The following is an 18,848-nucleotide window of genomic DNA, read 5'->3' as shown; positions in this document are numbered from 1 at the left end:
CTCGGGTCGTGAGTTCACCGGGCCAATTGTAACTGAGGTTATGCGGCGCGAGCGACCGCAAGTGAAGGGATGACGGAATCAATTACGTCGAGCGTGCGAAACGTCGCGCCCTGTTGGCGCTGGACCAGTTCGCGGGCCGAACGACCCATTCGCGCCCGCAGGTCGGGGTCGTTAAGGAGCTTCATCAACTCCGCCTCAAGGACATTTGCGTCGGGCACCATTAAGGCCCCGCCCGCTTCAACTAGGCGTTTGGCGGCGTCGCGGAAGTTCCACACGTGCGGCCCGAACACGCACGGCACCCCGTACCCTGCGGGCTCGATCATGCTCTGCCCGCCACGCACTCCGTCGAGGCTCCCGCCGGTAAATCCAACGTCCGCCAATCCCCACGCGGCGCCGAGTTCGCCCACCGTGTCGAGTAACATGACCGCCGGGGCTTCGGCCAGAGGGGTCGAAACGGTGGAACGGCGCACGAACGGCAGTTGCGAGGCTTCGACGAGCCGCACGACCTCCTCGAAACGATCGGGGTGACGCGGGACGAGGAGCAGTTTCACGTGCGGGAATCGCGTGCGCAACCGAGCGAACACGTCGAGGACGGTTGTTTCCTCTGGCGCGTGTGTGCTGCCGGCCAGCAGAACGAGGGAGGAGCCGCCCGACGGATCAGGTCCGACCAGACCAAGAAGCCCGCGCAGCCGCTCCGTTTCTGGTGTGCTGCGTGTGCGCAGCGCGCCGTCGTACTTGATCGACCCCGTCGTGACGAGCTTCGTACCCGTTACGCCGAGTTGCCGGAGGCGGTCGGTGTAGTCCGCCTCTTGGACCGCGAATCGCGTCACGTGGCGGAACAACAACAGTCGGGCGAGTCCGGCCACACGCTTCAGGCGCCGGAAACTACGCGGGCTCACCCGCGCGTTCACCACGACCACGGGCACATTTTTCTGACGTGCAGCGGCGAGAAAGTTCGGCCACAGTTCGCTTTCGGCGAGAACCACCAACGAAGGCTTTACCGCGCAAAGTGCCCACGCGACCGCCCAGGTGAAGTCGAACGGCCACGCGATCACATCCAGATCGGTGAACCGGCGTTTGGCCTCGCCGAGCCCGGTATCGGTGGTAGACGACACGACGACGTGCCAGTCGGGATGTCGCTTGCGGAAGGCCGGAACGAGCGTCCCGAGCAGATTGACCTCACCTACGCTGACCGCGTGAAACCACGCCACCGGCTTTCGCATCGGGTTGGTGATGCGGACTCGTCCGAACAACTTCGCGGCAAGGTTCTGGCGATAGCGACCGGTTCGAGCCGCGCGCCAGAGCAGCCACGGCGAGAGCGCGAGCAGAGCCAACAAGTAAACGAGATCAAGGAGCATGGGAATCGCAGTCCAAGATGCGGTGCGGCTGAGAGGATCCCCCCTTCCAGCCGCGATTCCCATTCTAGTTTGCTACCAGTCGCTGCCCAGCACCTCGCCACTCCCGAGCCTCACCGCGGCCCAGAAAGTGGCCGGACTCATGGACGGAGAAAGTACGCGAACGCTTCCATCTGCCAGCGCAACAATCATCCCTTCACGATGCGGCGTTTGCGGAACTGACCAGTCACATTCGTTAACCCATAGGGCACGAGGATTTTCCCAACTGTCTTGGAACCAAACTTGAGGTGCGACCTGGAACGTAGCCCCTGTGCGACTCGGGCGTGTAATCACCGGGTTGCCACTCGAAACCGGATAAACGTCTGAAGTTCCCCACGAATGGTGGGCAGTGGGAAAGCGGTGTAAACTCTGAGCAGAAGGAGACACACCGATGGCTGGCACGCGCAAGGTGTACACGGCGGAGTTCAAGCTCTCAGCCGTCCAGATGATTACCGAGCAGAAGCTCTCCGTGGCCGAGGTGGCACGCCGCCTCGGGGTCACCGAGAACCAGCTCCACGACGGGAAGAAGGCGGTCCTCAAGAAGGGTGCCGAGGCGTTCCCGGGATCGGGGCACCTGACCCCGGTCGAAGAAGAGCTGCGACAACTCCGGGCCGACGTCAAGCGACTGGAGATGGAGCGCGACATCCTCAACAAAGCCACGGCGTTCTTCGTCACCCAGATGAACTGACCTTCGCCGGGATCGAGGAACGCAAGGCCGCGTGGCCCATCGCGTTGATGTGCCGGGTGCTGGGGGTGTCGCGGTCCGGGTTCTACGCGTGGCGGTCGCGGGAGCCCAGTGCCGCCGAGGTCCGACGCGAGGAGTTGACCGAAGAGGTGAAGGCCATTCACGCCCAGGTGAAGGCCCGGTACGGGAGCCCGCGCATCCACGCCGAGCTGGCGGCGAACGGGCGCGCGTGCAGCGTGAACTTCGTGGCCCGGGTGATGCGCGAGGCCGGGATTGCCGCGAAAACCAAACGCAAGTTCCGTCAGACGACGGACTCCAACCACGGGTTGCCGGTGGCCGAGAACGTGTTGGCTCGGGCGTTCGACCCGGACGAGCCGAACACGCGCTGGTGTGCCGACATCACATACATCCCGACCCGCGAGGGGTGGCTGTACCTGGCGGTCGTGGAAGACCTGTTCCGCCGCCGGATCGTGGGCGGGTCGATGGATCAGACGAGGACCCGTCGGTTGGTGGTGGACGCGCTGGAGATGGCCCTGGCCCGTCGTCTCCAGGGGGCTTCGCCTTCGGCTCTGGTGGCGCACTCGGATCGTGGCAGTCAGTACGCCCGCGAGCATTATCATGCGTCGGTTGCGCGAGGAGCGGATCGCGTGCAGTATGAGCGGTGTGGGTCAGTGCTGGGATAATGCGGCCATGGAGTCGTTCTTCGCAAGCCTCAAGAAGGAACTCAGTAGTTTCAAGTTGGCGGCTTGGTTTTGTTGGCCGATCGTGCAGTAGTAATGGACTTATTTTCGCCATCTGTAGGTGCCAGCCCATCGGCCAACAGTATCAGGCATACCGCCGCCAGTGTCCACCCGAGGCCGCGGGCTGAGCGGGACCACAACCAGGCGTTACGCAGGATCAGCCCGACGGCCACCCACAGGAGTCGCACGACCCCATCGGTGGTCGAGGTCCGGGGCCGAACCTGCCCCAACTGGCGGTAGCTGCTCTCGATCCCGAATCGGGTCCGGTACAGGTCCCGAATCGCCACCGGGCTCCCGCTCACCCGCCACGCCGCGTACAGTAACTTCTTGCTCCGCCGGCCCCCGGTCCGCCGGTACCGGTAGCTCTTGTGAGCGATCACCACGTGCACCCGCACCGAGGTGCCCCGATCCGCGTGGGTGTACGCATATCGACCCGCGCCCCGCCGCCGCACGGCCCGCAACCCGACCCCCTTCACCCCGGGCCGGGGCTTGCGGCCCCGGACCACGGCCGGGATCACGAACGGCACACCCCGCGCCTGGAGCAACCGCATCACCGCGATCGAGAAGAACGCCTTGTCCAGCAGCGCGACCCGGACCGTAACCCGTGCCGCCGTCACCTGATCCAACAGCCGGGTGAGCACCGCGGTCATCGGCTCCTTCTCGCCCACGGCCGTCAACCCGAGCGTGTACCGGTCCGGTCCCCCGACGAGGCACGCGGTGGCGTACGTGTGGAACGTGTGGGTGCCGCCGGCCCCCTTGGACCGGGTGGTGTCCCGGTTCGGCGTCCCGAAGTACCCGATCCGGTGGTAGTCGATCGCGACCCGAGCCGCCCGCTTCCGCTTGCCGAGCGGGGCGTGGAGGGCCGGCCGCAACCGCCGCTCGAGGGTGCGGCGCCGCTTGGGCAGCGTGAGGTACAAGCAATCCCAGATGGCCTGCCCGGACGGGGCGTCGGCGATCGCGGCACAGGCCGCGGCCACCGAGCGGGCGAACGCCGCGGCGAACAGCACCACCCGCCACACCACCTCGGGTGTACAGGTGCGGCGACGCTTGGGCAGTTGGACCGCACGGCCGAGCCAGTCGGTCAGGACCGGACGGAGGTGCCGGGTGGCGTGGGCCGGGGTGGCTCGGATAGACTGACGTTTGGGTCGCATGGGGGCTCCGACAGTGGAGGCGTGGTAACCACCATTGACCGGTAAACCCATGCGGCCCGCTACTCATAAATCGCCCAACTTGAAACTACTGGAACTGGTTCACGACGAGGACTACGCCACCCGCGATGAAGCCAAGGCGAGCATCGTCGAGTACATCGAGGCGTTCGACAACCGCGTCCGCCGGCACTCATCGCTGGGCGACGTTGCCCCAGATGAGTACGAACGAACGCACAACCAAACCCACCGCTAGAACCTGTCTACTTTTCGTGGGGAACTCCAATCCCGGCCTCGGCGTCCACCTCGTTCACCCGCGCCATCTCAGAGTGTGTTTTGAAACCTATGGGTTGGGGTGCAGTTTGCGGAGTATGCGGTGAATCATGGCGGCTTGGATCATGGCTTCGGTGGTTTCGGTGTGGTACTCGTAATCGACCATGAGCCGCCGGTACCGGACGAACCAAGCGAACGTGCGCTCCACCACCCACCGCCGGGTGTGCACCTTGAACCCGTCCTTGGCGTTGGCGGTGATGGTCACCGCCCATCGGCACACGTTGCGGACGAACTGCTGGAACCGCTTGGAGAACCCGCTGTCGGCGATCACCTCACGCACCCGCGGCAGTCGGTGCCGCACCGCGCTCAGCAGCCACCGCCCGCCGTCCCGATCCTGGATGTCGGCCGTGAGCACCGACAGGGCCCACACCAACCCGAGCGAATCGACCCCGATGAACGGCTTGCGGCCGTTCACCTTTTTTCCCCCCGTCGTACCCCTTCGGGCCGCCGCGGTGGGTGATCTTGACCGTCTGACTGTCGACTCGCAAGGTCTCCGGGGTGGCGGGGTACCCGGCCTCGATGCGCACCTCCTCGCGGAGCGCCGCATGCACCTGATCCCAGGCGCCCGCGAGGCGCCAGTCGCGGAACAGGCCGTACACCGTTTGCCACGCCGGGAAGTCGTGGGGGAGCATGCGCCACGCCCCGCCCGCGCGCCGGTGGTAGAAGATCGCGTTCACCACCTCGCGCCGGTCCACCACCACCGGGTGACCACCCTTGGCGGTCCCGCACTTGGGCTTCGGCAACAGCCGGTCCAACTGCTCCCATTGCGCATCCGTCAGATCCGTCGGGTATCGCTTCCTACTCATGGCGGCCATGAGTAGACCATCTGCTGCTCAAAATCTAGAGCGGTTTCAAAACACACTCTGAGGGCCGTCCGCCTTCAGCAACCTCACCTGCACGGCGAACCCCGGCACCAGCCGCGACTCGCCCGCCGGACGCGGGGCCGGCACGGGCTGCTCCGCGCCCAGGCCCAGCGTCACCCCGACCAGCAGCACACACGCGGCCAGTTACCATTTCAGCGCAGATCCTTGCGACATGATCCCCTCCGTCAGTTCCGTGACACTCGCGGACGGGCACTCGGAAACCGACGGCAGTGCGACCGCTTCGGGCGCCACCGCACCGAGCCCCACGGCCAGAGCCGTGGGCTCCGCGCCCCGGCGCCGCAACCGCCCGGCGAGCAACCGGCGGGCGGCCGAGAGCCGGCTGTACACGGTCCCGACCGGCACACCGAGCTGACGCGCCACCGCCGACTGGGACTCGCCCCGCAGGTCGCACGCGACCACCAGGGCGCGGTACCGCTCGGGCAACTCGGCCACCGCCGCGCGGGTGTCGAAGTCCGGCTCCTGATCGGGTGGGCGCTTCCACGCCCGTCTCGGTCGCGGTCGGGCGGGGAACCCGTCAGCGACTCCCGCGCGGCCCGCCGGGCCGACCGCCGGCGGGCCGCCCGCGCGGTGTTCACCGCCACCCCGAACAGCCACCCGCCCACCGTGTCCGGCGAGTCCAGTTCACTGGCCCGCCGGGCCAGCACTAGAAACGTGGCCTGGAACGCGTCCTCGGCTTCGTGCCGGTGCCCGGTCACCCGCCGGCACACCGCCAGCACCGTCGGCCCGTGCCGCCGCACCAACTGGGCGAACGCGTCCGGGTCCCCGGTGCCCGCGAACCGGGCGACCAGTTCGCCGTCGGTCGCGTCCGCCCGGGCCGCCCGCCGCGCCCGGTTGACCGCCCCGGTCAGTACGCTCTGCGACATTCCGTTGCCTCCGCGGGCCGGCGTCGTGCCCGCCCACCCTGATACTGGCGCCGCACCGCCCGACCCTTCGCCGAAGTGGAGGAAAAATCTCCGAACGCGGAGCCGGGGCGGACCCTGAACCGAAAGGGTACCCGGCCGGGCCGGGCGCCCGCCAGTGGAGGTGTGCGGAGGGCGACACAAGGTCGGAGCGAAAGGCGGCGAGCGGCTAACGGTCCGCCCCGGCGCGCTTCAGCCGCTCTTCGAGCACCGGGACGAGTTCGTCGGGCGTGTGGCTCTTGGCAATGAGCTTACCGGTCGGGTCCAGGAGCCAGTACGCGGGCACCCCGGACACCCCGCTCGTGCCCTTGGCACCGAGCCGCCCTTGCGCCCAAGGTAAAGCGAGTTCCTTGAGCGCCGCGCGCCAGGGCGCCGCCTCGTCGTCGAGCGACAGCGACAGCGTCGTCAGCCCGCGGGCGGCGAACCGCTCGTGCAGCGCCTTCAGCGCCGGCAACTGCTTCTTGCACGGCGCGCACCAGTTCGCCCAGAAGTGGACCACCGTGTACCGGCCGCGGCAGTCCGCGAGCGTGCCGGTCTTGCCGTCGGCCCGGTCGAACGCGAGCGCCGGCGTGTCACCGACCACCGGGATCGGCTCGACCTCGGCCGTCACCTCCGGCACCTTCAGTTCGCCGCGCGCCGCGTCCGCGGGCGTCACCGTCACCCGCACCACCCGCCGGGCCAGCGGGTCGATGAGGCACCCGCTCGGCTTCGCGTACACCGCCACCGCCAGGTCGTACTCCCCGGCCGGCACCCCGCTCACCCGGAACGTGCCGTCGGGCGTGAGTTTTACGAACCAGGATTGGAGCGTGCTCAGGTACGCGAGCCCCTCCGGCGTGTTGCGCCAGGTGTCCCGCCACCCGTTCCGGGCGTCGAACCCCGCGGCGGCCACCGCCGGCGGCGGGGCGATCCCCGGTTCGCGACGGACCAGATAGTTGATCGAGTACGTGCAGTCCAGATCGGCCGGCACTTGGCCCGTCAGCTTCACCCGCCCGGTGAGCGTCGCGCCGCCGGAGCCGAGTTCCAGATCGGTGCGTGTGCCCGGTTTGAGCGCGAGGTGCACGCCCGGCCCGGAGCGAAAACCCGGATCTTCCCACGGCCCCAAAGAAACCCGAACGTAAATCGGGCCGGGCGGGACACGAGGAAGTTCAAATCGTCCGTTCGCGTCGGTGGTGGTGTGGAGTTTGAGGAAGACCAGCGGCTGGGTCCGGTCTTGAACGCGAACCGGTGCCACGAGCACCGTGGCGCCGGCGACCGGCTTCCCGCCGTCATGGAACGTTCCGCGGACCGTCCCCCACGGTTGGAGTTGGAGCGTGCCGGCGTCGGCCCCGTCGGCCGCGAACTCGGCGACCGCGATTCCCGCTTCGGACTGCGCGACTACGGCCCACGGCGCGCCCGGGTCGGGGAACTCGAACCGCCCCTGTGCGTCGGTGAAGATGCAGTAATCGAGATTCTTTGAAAGGGTCACTTGTTCCGTCGGGGTGGCGATCTGGACCTGGGCTTTCGCTACGGGTTTGCCCGCGGTGTCGGTTACGACACCGGTGCGCGTCCGGCTCGGGACGAGCTTGAAGTCCTGTTTTCGGCTCGTGGGATCGCCGGCCCGGAGTGCCGGTCCGTCCTGGGTACGATACCCCGGAGCTTCGACCCGGAGGCGGCGAAGCGGACTGTTGCCGTTGGGCACGGCGCGGAACTGCAACCGACCGTCCTCGCACCGCACCGCCGCGCCGCGCCATGCGAACACGACGTCGTCACTGAACCCGCTCACCGGGATGACGGTGAACTGTGGGATCGGCCGGCCCGTGACCGCATCCGTCACAGCTCCGGTAATGCGGGGTGTGGTTTTCAGTTCCACGGTTCGGTCCGCCGAGCCGCCGGTGACTTCCAGGTCGGTGTGGACGAAGTCGGCCGCATCGATCCGCACCTTCACCGGGCCGTCCGGAGCCGACCGCCACTCCCAGACGCCGTTCGCGTCGGTGCGCGGGGGAATGCCGGTGCCCGGCACCTTCGGATGGTTCGGGTTGCGCTCCGAGTAAATCGACTTGCTCCCCTTCCACTCCAGCAGGGTGATGTGCACCCCGGGAACCGGTTTACCGGCCTCATCGACAATGCGCAACCGGACCGGTTTACCCGCTGTCAGCCGAAAGTCCTGGGCCGGCATGTCCGCTTTGAGTTCGACCGTGCGGAGCTGCGGCGCCCAGCCCGGGGCGACAACGGTCAGCGATGTCTTTCCCGGAGCCAGTGCCGGGAGCCGGAACGTGCCGTCGGCGCCGGTTGCGAAGGTGCTCGTGACGCGCCCCGAGTGGGGGGCGTCGCCGTGAATCACGAGCGCATCCTTGATCGGTTTGCCCTCGGGGTCGGTGACCGTCCCGCGGACGCGGACCCCGGCCTTCAGCGCGAGCGTTGCCGTGCCCTTCCGGAGCGCATCCATCGTGACTCGTGCGCTCTTGGCAGCCTGCTCCCACTTGTCGTTCGCGAAGTCCGGGTGTGTCGCCAGGAGGCTCAGCTCCACCTCCGGGTGGTCCGGGACGTTGTCGATGCTCCACCGCCCGTTGGCGTCCGTTGTGGGCGAATAGTCACCCCACGCCAACGTGTGATCGTAGCGGACGCGGTTGTCGCTCCCGACGGGCTTGGGGTCGTTGGCCAGGTGTACCTCAACCCGGGCGCCGGCGACCGGCTTCCCCTTCTCGTCAACGATCCGCCCGCCCGCGGTCACGGCCGGCTCGAGCCGGAATGTGTACTCGGCGGGCACGCCCTTCCCGCTCGCCAGCTCGCTCCGCTCCCAGTTCGCGAACAGCGTGGCGAACGACTTCTTCCCCGCCCACAGCCGAAGGATGGTGAAGGTCTTCGGGAGCAGGACCCGGGTGGCGCCGGCGGCGTCGGTCTCGATGTCGCGGTTGGCCTGAAAGCCCTCCTCCTCGGTCCAGATGCTCGAGTGGACGTTCGCGCCCGGCAGCGGCTTGCCCGTGGAATCGAGGACGACCACCCGCATTGCCTCGACGGCGGGCGGCTCGGGCACCCGCTCCTGTGGGGCCGCAGGTTTGGGGGCTTCGCTTGGGGCGGCCCCGGTGCGTGCCGCGAGCGCGCCGGCCGCCGCGAGGCACCCACACAGGAGCACCGCGCCGAGCGCGCCCCGGAATTTGTTCCAACCCGTCATGCCGATTCCTCCGTGTACGAGTTCGCCGACTTGCGACGAGAGCCCTGCGGCGCCCGGGCCGCCGGTCGCGAGCGCGAGGGCGGCGCGGACCACGGCCTGTGCGAGGCGGTTCGGTACCGCGACCGCGGACGGACCGAGCAGGAGCGTGCCGAGAAGGGCGGGGAGCCCGATCCCGCGCCGCGCGAGCGCGTCGCGGAGCCGCCGGCGGCCCAATTCGAGGCGCTTTTTGAGCGTGGCCAGCGGGCACCCCAGGCGCTCGGCCGCCTCGTCCCGGCTCGCACCCTCGAGCGAGCAGAGTACCAGCGGCGCACGAAGCACCTCGGGCAGCGCGAGCAACTCCTCGTCGAGCGCCGCGAGCAGCTCGCGCCCGGTCATTTCGTCGAGCGGGTCCGGCGGGGTTCGGGGCGCGCCGCGCTCCTCGCGCCGCGCCCGCCGGGTCGCGGTCCTGCGGGCCTTGAGCGCCAGCAGGTGGGCGGTCCGGTGCAACCAGTTCGCGACCGACGGCTGCCACCGGCCGCCCGCCGCCTTCCGGGCCAGGAGCAGAAATGCGGCTTGGAACACGTCCTCCGCGTCCTGGCTGCGGCCGAGCACCCGGTGCCCGGCGGCGAGCACCATCGGCCCGTGGCGGCGCACGAGCGCTTCGAACGCGGCCTCGTCCCGCCGGTCGGCGAACCGCTGAAGCAGCTCCCGGTCCGTGCCCCCGACCTCCGCGTGCTCCCCGACGAACCGCCGCACGCACTGCCGGTCGATCCCGATGCGTGGCATCGTTGAGCCCCTCCGTTCGAACAGGCTTCCGGCCCGTCGCTGTACATGAAATCCCCGCCGGCGCCGGATCGGCTAACGGAAGCGGCCACCTTTTGTGGCGGCCGCGCTGCGGAGTTGCGATGGGTGAGTGAAGACTGGCGCCCGCCACGGCGGGCCGGAAGAACATGAAACCAGGGGCGAGCAAGAGGCGGGCGTCACTTCTTTCCGAACAGCGACCAGCCCCGTTTCCCGCTCGTCTCGCCTTCCCGGAACAGCACCCCCTCGCGATGGAACTGGCGTACTGCGGCGAAGAGGCCCGTAAGCACGCACGCGGCCAGCACTCCGAACACGACCGGCACGTGCCCCCACGGGAACGCGTCGGTCCGCACCGCGAGCAGCCGCTGCTGGAACAGCAGCGCGTTCGCCACCGGCACCCAGCGGGTGAACTCGCTCAGCTCGATCCCGGGCGTCATGCTCCAGTACGCCAGCGGCAGCACCACGAAGAACAGCGGCACCATGTAGTAGTTGCCTTCCTTCGTGCTGCGTGCGAACACACCCAGAGACAGCGCCAGCGCGGCGAACAGCAGCGCCAGCGGGATCGCGGCCAGGAGGCACGCGGCCAGCCCCGCCAGCGAGATCAGCCCGTGCCCGAACAGCCCCGGGGCCAGCAGCGGGGCGGCGGCCACCGCCACCAGCATCAGCGCCACGTTCCACAGCGCGGTGCCGAAGCTGAAGCACGTCGTAGCCAGGAACTTCCCCGCCACGATCTCGGTGCGCTCCGCCGGGCTGATGAGCAGCGTCTCCATCGTGCCGCGCTCCTTTTCGCCCGCGGTCATGTCGATGGCCGGGTAGATGGCGCCGGTCAGCATCCACATCACGAGCAGGAACGGGATCACCTTCACCAGCATGTCGCGCAGGTCGTCGGCGATCTTCTTCTCGCTGGTCTTCTCGGACTGCGGGTCGCGGATCTCGATCGGGTGGTCGATGTCGGCCGGCAGCCCCAGCCGGGCGAACCGGGCGGCCTTGAGGTCGTTAGACCAGTGCTCCAGGACGCCGGTGACCCGCTGCACCGCGAGTTTCGAGTTCTCCTCGCCGTCGCGGCCCAGCACGCGCACCGCGGGGCGCGCCCCGCGGTCCACCGGAACCGTTGTCGTGGCCACCGGGAACGTGCCCACCGCAACGGGCACCTCGATCTCGGGCCGCTCGTACCGCGCGAGCCGGGCCGGAAGGTCGGAATCGAGGACCACGATGGCGTCCACGCGCCGCTGCGCGAGCAGTTCGCGGTACTCGTCGTCGGTTCCGGCCGGGAGCGGCTCGACGCCCATGGGCGCGGACACGAGCGCGGTGCCGGTGTACCGGGGGGCGAACTGCCCGTCGGGGCCGAACAGCGCCGGGTACGCCCGGAGTTCTTGCGCCGCGGCGCCGGGGCCGCCGAGGACCGGGGTCAGGTCCGGCTCGGCCGCCGGCGCGTGCCCGGGGCCGACCACCCCGACCACCAGCTTCTTTTCCTTCAGGGCGGTGACGAACAGGATGCCGACGCCCACGAACAGCGGGTACATGAGCACCGGCAGCCCGAGGATGAGGAACAGCGTGCGGCGGTCCCGCAACTGGTCGCGGACTTCGCGACCGGCGATCAGTCTGACGACGGGCCAGCGCATAGGTTCTGTCGGCGTGCGGTGTGGAGGGGCCTTTTCCGCTGTTATACGCGCCGCACGGGCCGCACAGCTCTGCCGCCCTCACTTTGAACTCCGCGACGCGCGACCGGCGGGGAGGTTTCGCCCCACACACGAACTCTCAGGTTCCGCTCCGTGCTGCGTCCCAGACGCGGCGGGTTCTTTTTTGCGCGCGGTGGTTCGGGTACAACGGTTCTACCGCGGCCCGCCCCTCTCACGGGCCGCCGCCGACCGACTACCGGACAGGTGCGTTTATGCGTTTCCGTTTGCTGCTCACGGCTGCGGTGCTGATCGCGGCGCCGCTCGCTTTGCCCGCCGCGGACAAGCGGCCGATGAAGGTGCAAGACCTCTTCGCGTTCAAACGGGTCGCGAGCCCGCAAATCAGCCCCGACGGCAAAGCCGTCGTCTATCAGGTCACCACGGTCGATCTGGGGGCCAACAAGTCCTCGACGGCGCTGTGGCTCGCGGCGACGGACGGGAAGACCGAGCCGAAGCAGATCACCGATCCGAAGGGCAAGAAGGACATGAACCCGCGGTGGTCGCCGGACGGCACGCGCGTGCTGTTCGAGTCCACGCGGTCTGGCACCCCGCAACTGTGGGTGCTGACCGTCGGTGAGGAGCCGAAGCCGGTCACCAGCATCAGCACGGGCGCGTCGAACGGCACCTGGGCGCCCGACGGCAAGTCGGTCGCGTTCGTATCGACGGTGTACCCGGAGTTCAGCGAGAAGCCGTTCCCGGAATCGGACAAGCTCAACAAGGAGAAGGACGAGGAGATCGAGAAGAGCCCGGTGAAGGCGAAAACGTTCACGAAGCTGTTCTACCGGCACTGGGACGATTACGTCGGCGACAAGCGGCAGCACCTGTTCGTGTGCAACCTCGACGGCACCGACACGCGCGACGTCACCCCCGGCGACCGCGACGCCAACCCCACGTCGTCTACCTTCAGCAGCGGCGACGACTTCACCTTCTCGCCCGACGGCAAGTACCTGGTGTTCACCGCGGTGCCCGACAAGGACGAGTCGTGGAGCACCAACTACGACATCTGCCGCGTGTCGGTCACGAACACCTCGACCAAGTGGGAGTGCCTGACGAAGGACAACAAAGCCGCGGACGGCGGCCCGAAGTTCAGCCCGGACGGCAAGAAACTGGCGTGGCGTGCGCAGAAGCAGGCCGGCTACGAGGCGGACAAGTGGGACGTGCTTGTAGCGGATGCAAAGCCAGATGGCACGCTTGTCGGCAAGCCGCGAAGCATGTTGGGTTTCGATGACGTGTCAGCGAACGAGTTCTGTTGGTCCGGCAACGAATGGCTGCTTTTTACCGCCGATCGCAAGGGCTTCACCGCCCTTCACAAAACCACACTCGCGATCGACAAGGGGAACATCGGATGGAACCCCGGCCGCACCGGGGCCGTCGCAGGTGTAAGTTCCGACAAAACTGGTGAGCGAATCGCGTTCACCAAAGCCCAAATGGACCATCCGGCCGAGGTCTTTTCGGAGTTTCAAGGCGACCTGTCGGGTGTAATCGGGAACAACATCAGCCGCGCGAACGACAAACTGCTCGCCGAACTCGATCTGCCGAGGCCGGAGTCGGAGGAGGTGCCGGTCGAGGGCGGGGTGAAGATGCAGATGTGGGTGCTGAAGCCGCCCGGGTTCGACGCGTCGAAGAAGTGGCCGGTGGCGTACCTCGTCCACGGCGGCCCGCAGGGCGCGTGGGAGGATTCGTGGAGCTTCCGCTGGAACCCGCAGGCGTGGGCGGCGCAGGGCTACGTGGTGGTGATGCCGAACCCGCGCGGGAGCACCGGCTTCGGTCAGAAGTTCGTGGACGAGATCACCGGCGACTGGGGCGGCAAGTGCTACCGCGACCTCATGGCCGGGCTCGATTACGTCGAGAAGCTGCCCTACGTCGATAAGGACCGGATCGGGTCTGCGGGCGGCAGCTTCGGCGGGTACATGATGAACTGGTTCGCGGTGAACGACGCGGCGAAGCGGTTCAAGTGCCTCATCACGCACTGCTCGGTGTGGAACTTCGAGAGCATGTGGGGCACGACGGACGAACTGTGGTTCGACGAGTGGGAGCACGGCGGGCTGCCGTGGGAGAAGCCCGGCAAGTACGCCGAGTTCTCACCGCACAAGAAGGCTGGCAACATGGCGAAGGCCAAGACGCCGATGCTCATCATTCACAACGACCTGGACTTCCGCTGTCCGATCGGGCAGGGGCACGAGCTGTTCAGCGCGCTCCAGCGCCAGGGGGTGCCGTCGCGGTTCGTGAACTTCCCGGACGAGGGCCACTGGGTGCTGAAGCCGAAGAACAGCGAGCACTGGCACAAGGAAGTGTTCGCCTGGCTGAAGAAGTACGTCCCGCCGGGGCCGAAATAGCATTTAAAAACGCAGAGACAGTTTGGCCACAAAAAAGCACAAAGGGCACAAAAGAGAACCGAAGAGAAGAACTGATTTCAATTAGTGGCGGCGGGTCCACCCCAGCGCTCACCGCGTGGTGGCACGCGTCCCGCCGCGTTGCCACCAGATCGGCCCCGCGTGTGTGGCGCACAGACCCCGGTTACCGGCCCGTCGATCAACGGCAGATCGCAGAGGCGCCGGGGCCGTGAAGGCGTAAACTGACCGCGTACTGTGTACCCCTTAAACGCGAGGCTTGGCATGGTTCGGTTCGCACTGCTCGGTTCGCTGGTGCTCGCGCTCGTGTCTCACGCTTGGGCGGAAGACAAAAAAGACATGCCGAAGGAGCTGGTTCCGTTTCAGGGCACCTGGAAGGTGGTCAAGGCCGAGGTCAAAGGGGAGGCGGTCCTGGAGAAGGATTTCGCGGCCGGCCGGTTCATCTTCGAGGGCACGAAGGTGACGGTGATCGAGGACGAGAAGAGCAAGCCCGATGTCGGCACGTTCGCGGTGAGCAACGAGAAGGAGCCGTTCACGATCGACCTCGTCCAGCCGGACGATAAGGCACTCGGGATCTACAAGTTCGACAAGGACGGCAAGCTGACGATGTGCTTCGCCACGGGCAAGGACGCGACGCGCCCGAAGGAGTTCGACGGGAAGAACGCCGCGCTCCTGGTGCTGGAGAAGGTGAAGAAGTGACCGCACCCAGTGGTTTCAAGGTCCAGTTCCAAGTTGGGAACCCGCTCAGCAAAAGCCCTTGGGCCATTCGTGTGCTTTTGGCTTCACCTGGAACTTGGAACGACTGGCATCAAGATGCGGCTCACAGGTCAACGTCCCACACCACGATCTTACCACGGGCCGCGGCGGCGCACCGCAGACCGTCGGCGCTAAAGCAGACCGCTCTCAACTGCCCGACGCCCCACGCGAACCGCTTCAGTTCGGTGCGCGTGGGCACCTCGTAAAAGACCACCTCCGGCTGTCCGGCCGTGTACGCCAGTACCGGCCGGCTCGGGTGGAACGCGAGGTCTCGGCCCGGCCGGTCGGCGGCTTCGGCGATCGTCCACACCTTGCCATCGCCCACCGCCCCGAACCAGACCGCGGGGCCGCGGAACGCCGCGAACGTCCCGTCAGACGCGAGCGCGAGCGCGCGGACCGCCGCGCCGTTCGCGGTCTTGAACTGCCGGGCCGCCCGGGCGGCCGGCTCCGGGCCGCCAAAGCCCCACACGCGAACGTTGCTCCCGCGCGCGCCCGCGACCCACTGCTCGTCGGCCGAAACCGCCAGCACCCGGAGGTCGCCCCGCCCCCACGCTCCGGGTGTCGTCTTGCCGGAGAGCGGGTTCCAGCGCACGATTCGGAATTGACCGGCGCTGTCGTGTGTGAGGTACACGAACTGCCCGGTGCGCCCGACCTCGAACGCGAACCCGTGATCCTTCGGACACGCGCGCACGGGCGCGTCGGGATCGAGCGGGTACACCTGCACCGGCGGCCGCAACCCGTGGCGGAACGCGACAACCGCGCGCCCGTCGGCGGTGAACCCGACCCCGGGCGCCTCGTGCGGCATCGGATCGGGTGTACCGAACCACCCCAGCACGGCGCCTGAAAGGGCGTCCAGAACGCACACCCGGCCGGAACCCCACGCGGCGAGCGCCCGCCCGTCCGCGGAGAACGCGAGCGCCAGCGGCCGGAAGTCCGGTTCCGATAGATCGAAGGCGCGCATCTCGGTTTCACTCAGGGCGGATGTGAGATAAGATACCTGAACCGGGCGCCCGCGCCGCGGGTCCTTTTCAGGTGCCCATTCGCTCCCCCGCCGCCTAACGACGGAACGAAACCCGCACATGCCACGCGACCGCGCCACCGACGACGCCACCGACCTGTACACCCGCGGCCACAACGCGCTCACCGCCGGCGACTACCAGGAGGCCGTGGAGTGCTACTCCCGCGCGATCCGGTTGCGCCCGGGGGACTTCGCCGGGTACCGGTTTCGCGCACATGCGTACATCGAACTGGGCGATCGGGTCCGGGCGCTCAACGACCTCGATCAAGCCATCCGGCTCAAGCCCGATGACGCCCAGACGTACGCCGACCGCGCCGAAGAGCTGTTCGCGCAGGTGCAGTACGACCAAGCCATTACGGACTGTGATCGGGCGCTGAAACTGGACCCGAAGCGGGTCGCATTGGTGGCGCTCCGGGGCCGGTGCCACGCCGACCGGGGCGACAGCGAGGCCGCGTTCCGCGACTTCGCCGCGGCCATCGACGCCGACCCGAATAACGCCTACCGCTACCGGCTGTGGCGCGCGCAGCTCCACCTCGATCTCGAAAACTATACGGCCGCGCTCGATGACGCCACCACGGTCATCGCCGCGGACCCGCGGCACGCGGGCGCGCTTGCGCTGCGGGCCACCGTGCGGCAGTTCGCCGGCGACTACGCGGCGGCGGTCGCGGACTACACCGCGACTCTGGAGGTGAAGCCGAACGACCCGCTCGTACACCTGGGGCGGGCGGTGTGCCGGCTGCTGCTCCGCGACTACGTCGGCGCCGCGGCCGACGCGGACGAGGTGATCCGGCAACTGCCGGGCGTGGTGCGGGCCTACGAGATCCGCGGGAACTGCCGCAAGGCGCAGGGCGACCTGACCGGCGCGCTGGCCGACTTCAATGAGGCCATCAAGCTCGCGCCGGGGGCCGCGGTGCCGTACAACGAGCGCGCCGGCGTCCACTACGCGCAGGGCCGGTACGCCGCGGCGATCCGGGACCACACCGACGCGCTGAAGCGTGACCCGCGCTCGGCGTCCACGTTCAACCAGTTGGCGTGGATCTGGTCCACCTGCCCGGACCCGGAGGTGCGCAACGGCGACCGCGCCCGGGACTGTGCGACCCGGGCGTGCGAACTGACCGAGTGGGGCGAGCCGAGCTTCATCGACACGCTCGCCGCTGCGTGCGCCGAGTGCGGCGAGTTCGACGACGCCGTGCGGTGGCAGGAGAAGGCAATGGACCTGGTCGCGGAGCCGGAGCGCCGGGCCGACTACCGGTCCCGGCTGGCGCTGTACGAGGCCGGGAAGCCGGCCCGCGCCGCCGGCGGCGCGTAGGCGAACGGGCGCGGGCGGTCGTGCCGCGTTTCGCGCAACCGGTCCTTCTCCGGCCCGTAGCTTCTTGCGCATGCGATTGTCGGGCCGGCTGGTGAAGACGCGGCTCCGTCGCCCCCGCTCAGTGCCGCCGCACGCAGTCGGCGAATCGATTCGGCTCCGTGCGTGCGGGTCCAATGGTTCCGCCTGTCCTTCACCCGTGTGTTGAATCCCCCCCCAACGAATCCACAGTGAACACCGCGACGCGCGCCGGGAGTTGCAGACCGCGGTGCGCAATCACATTCCGTTGGCGTGTGACCGACCTCGTGGGCCAGCCGCCGAAGCTGGCTTTCGCTGAACTCGATCCTGCCATCTGGATCGCAGAAGTGGTATCGCGTAACGAGCAGAACCGAGCGGTCGCGGTAACGATGGGTTCGATGACGGAGGCCAACGCCCTAACTTCGCCCGGTTACCAGGATCAACACACGAAACGGTTCTTGGGCGCCGGACAGGGCCGTTCCTTTATTCAAGTTGGGGGATCCCGATAAGCGCCTTCGCTTGTTCGGGGTGCATCTGTAACCGTTCGATGGCTTCGGGTCGGCTCTTGGCACCGACCGTTGCCAGCAGGTGAACCACGGCATTGCGCAGGGCGGCGAGAACGTGCGGAGCGGCGCCCTTGCGGACCCGGCACGCCCTCGCCCAGGGTCACGTCCGGGACGTAATGCAACTGGTTCTCGATACGCCAGTGGTCCCGGAGTAGGCTCAGAAGTGCCCCCGCGTTCGCCCGGTCCGCCGAGAGGCTGGTGATCCCGTGTACCACTTCGACCGTCGTCACGCCGTTCACGGTCCGCTCGCGTGTGATCTGGAACCCTTGCTTGAGGCCCTTCCAATCTTGCCCCGCGGTCCGGATCCGCGTCACGTGCAGGGTTCGCTTCTCGATCCGCCCGTGCCCCTTGTCACACGACGTCGCGATCCGGTCGGGTGGGACCGGCGGGGCGATGCGCCCAGGGGGAAGTGGCCGCCGCGATGGATCGGGCGGCGGTTGCGAACGCGAACCCACCCTTGATGTCGGTGACCAGGGCGGGTTGGTTGTCCTTGGCCACGAGGACGTAATCGCCCCCGGCCTCGATCACCTGTTTGGCCAGGTCCCGTTGACAGAACATCGCGTCCCCGGTCACCACTTTGCCCGCCACGGGTACGAGGCCCAACAGTTCCAACGCGGCCTTGTGTTCGTTGGTCTTGGAATCGACCCGCACCTGGGCCAGTACGGCCGCGACGGCCGGCGCGTACGCGGCCACCAGGTGCTGTCCGGGCACCTCGCCGTCGCGGCTGCCACGCAGGGCCTTGCCATCAATGGCGATGTGCTCGAACGGTGTGGACGCGATGCGGCCCTCGACCCAACGCGTGAGGGCGGCTTCGAGTTGTTCCGGATCGAACCGGCGGAGCGTGCGTGAGAGGGTGGATTTGGCGGGCGTTTTGCCCCGCCGGAAGCCGAGGGCGTGGGCCAGCGGGGTCCCGTGCTGTCGCCCGAAGCGTGCGATCCCGGTCAGGCTCTTGCGTCCCATGAGCAGGGCCAATGCGACGAGCCCCATAACCGCGGGCAACGGATGGACCCGGCCGTGGCGGCTGCGTGGGTCGGGAAGTGTGGCCAACGCGTCGTACAGCGTGCAAGGGGGCATACGCGCCTCCGGGACCAACAGGCAATGTCCCCCGATTAACCAACCGCACCCAAATCCACAACATGAAATAAG

At 68.1% G+C, this 18,848-nt stretch carries 11 protein-coding genes and 4 pseudogenes; 5 read left to right on the top strand and 10 right to left on the bottom strand.

Annotated elements, in window-relative coordinates:
* Positions 1-38: 38 nt before the first annotated feature.
* On the bottom strand, positions 39-1,358 hold the full coding sequence (locus GobsT_RS34720; RefSeq protein WP_010036708.1) for a 3-deoxy-D-manno-octulosonic acid transferase: 1,320 nt from the start codon (positions 1,356-1,358) through the stop codon (positions 39-41).
* A gap of 427 nt (positions 1,359-1,785) precedes the next feature.
* Here GobsT_RS34720 and GobsT_RS34710 point away from each other — a divergent pair.
* Positions 1,786-2,805: pseudogene (locus tag GobsT_RS34710) on the top strand (IS3 family transposase); the annotation flags it as partial.
* A gap of 7 nt (positions 2,806-2,812) precedes the next feature.
* On the opposite strand, the gene GobsT_RS34705 reads toward GobsT_RS34710, so the two are convergent.
* Positions 2,813-3,970, bottom strand: coding sequence for a transposase (locus GobsT_RS34705; protein WP_010033207.1), 1,158 nt, complete (start codon positions 3,968-3,970; stop codon positions 2,813-2,815).
* Between the two features lie 91 nt (positions 3,971-4,061).
* Between GobsT_RS34705 and GobsT_RS34700 the strand changes: the two are divergent.
* Positions 4,062-4,220: pseudogene (locus GobsT_RS34700) on the top strand (IS3 family transposase); the annotation flags it as partial.
* A gap of 87 nt (positions 4,221-4,307) precedes the next feature.
* Here GobsT_RS34700 and GobsT_RS34695 read toward each other — a convergent pair.
* The 6 genes and pseudogenes from GobsT_RS34695 to GobsT_RS34670 form a co-directional block, all read right to left on the bottom strand.
* Complete coding sequence (locus tag GobsT_RS34695; protein WP_081471511.1) at positions 4,308-4,844, bottom strand: transposase; 537 nt, start codon at positions 4,842-4,844, stop codon at positions 4,308-4,310.
* A 10-nt stretch (positions 4,845-4,854) separates the two neighbouring features.
* Positions 4,855-5,103, bottom strand: a pseudogene (locus GobsT_RS41370) (transposase); the annotation flags it as partial.
* 201 nt (positions 5,104-5,304) lie between these two features.
* On the bottom strand, positions 5,305-5,775 hold the full coding sequence (locus GobsT_RS34685) for an RNA polymerase sigma factor (RefSeq protein ID WP_010036718.1): 471 nt from the start codon (positions 5,773-5,775) through the stop codon (positions 5,305-5,307).
* A 2-nt stretch (positions 5,776-5,777) separates the two neighbouring features.
* Positions 5,778-6,044, bottom strand: a pseudogene (locus GobsT_RS34680) (RNA polymerase sigma factor); the annotation flags it as partial.
* 205 nt (positions 6,045-6,249) lie between these two features.
* Entirely contained in the window at positions 6,250-9,996 is a 3,747-nt protein-coding gene (locus GobsT_RS34675) for a sigma-70 family RNA polymerase sigma factor (RefSeq protein WP_010036719.1), read from the bottom strand.
* 194 nt (positions 9,997-10,190) lie between these two features.
* Positions 10,191-11,633 (bottom strand): ABC transporter permease subunit, encoded by a 1,443-nt coding sequence (locus GobsT_RS34670; protein WP_010036721.1) that lies wholly within the window; start codon positions 11,631-11,633, stop codon positions 10,191-10,193.
* Positions 11,634-11,902: 269 nt separating this feature from the next.
* Between GobsT_RS34670 and GobsT_RS34665 the strand changes: the two genes are divergently transcribed.
* Both GobsT_RS34665 and GobsT_RS34660 read left to right on the top strand, forming a co-directional pair.
* Positions 11,903-14,023, top strand: coding sequence for a S9 family peptidase (locus GobsT_RS34665; protein WP_010036724.1), 2,121 nt, complete (start codon positions 11,903-11,905; stop codon positions 14,021-14,023).
* Between the two features lie 279 nt (positions 14,024-14,302).
* Positions 14,303-14,737, top strand: a complete 435-nt coding sequence (locus tag GobsT_RS34660; RefSeq protein ID WP_010036726.1) for a TIGR03067 domain-containing protein — start codon at positions 14,303-14,305, stop codon at positions 14,735-14,737.
* A 121-nt stretch (positions 14,738-14,858) separates the two neighbouring features.
* Here the strand turns inward: GobsT_RS34660 and GobsT_RS34655 are convergent, their stop codons facing one another.
* Positions 14,859-15,755: a WD40 repeat domain-containing protein gene (locus GobsT_RS34655; protein WP_010036729.1), complete on the bottom strand. Its 897-nt coding sequence runs from the start codon at positions 15,753-15,755 to the stop codon at positions 14,859-14,861.
* A 118-nt stretch (positions 15,756-15,873) separates the two neighbouring features.
* Here GobsT_RS34655 and GobsT_RS34650 point away from each other — a divergent pair, with 118 nt between their 5' ends.
* Positions 15,874-17,121, top strand: a complete 1,248-nt coding sequence (locus tag GobsT_RS34650) for a tetratricopeptide repeat protein (RefSeq protein ID WP_010036730.1) — start codon at positions 15,874-15,876, stop codon at positions 17,119-17,121.
* Positions 17,122-18,053: 932 nt separating this feature from the next.
* On the opposite strand, the gene GobsT_RS34645 is transcribed toward GobsT_RS34650, so the two are convergent.
* Positions 18,054-18,776 (bottom strand): ISAs1 family transposase, encoded by a 723-nt coding sequence (locus GobsT_RS34645; protein ID WP_010036735.1) that lies wholly within the window; start codon positions 18,774-18,776, stop codon positions 18,054-18,056.
* Positions 18,777-18,848: the final 72 nt, after the last annotated feature.

The organism is Gemmata obscuriglobus (assembly GCF_008065095.1).
Classification (GTDB): Bacteria; Planctomycetota; Planctomycetia; order Gemmatales; family Gemmataceae; genus Gemmata; species Gemmata obscuriglobus.
Note: the sequence above shows the minus strand (reverse complement) of the source record. Positions and strands in the feature narration are given on the sequence as shown.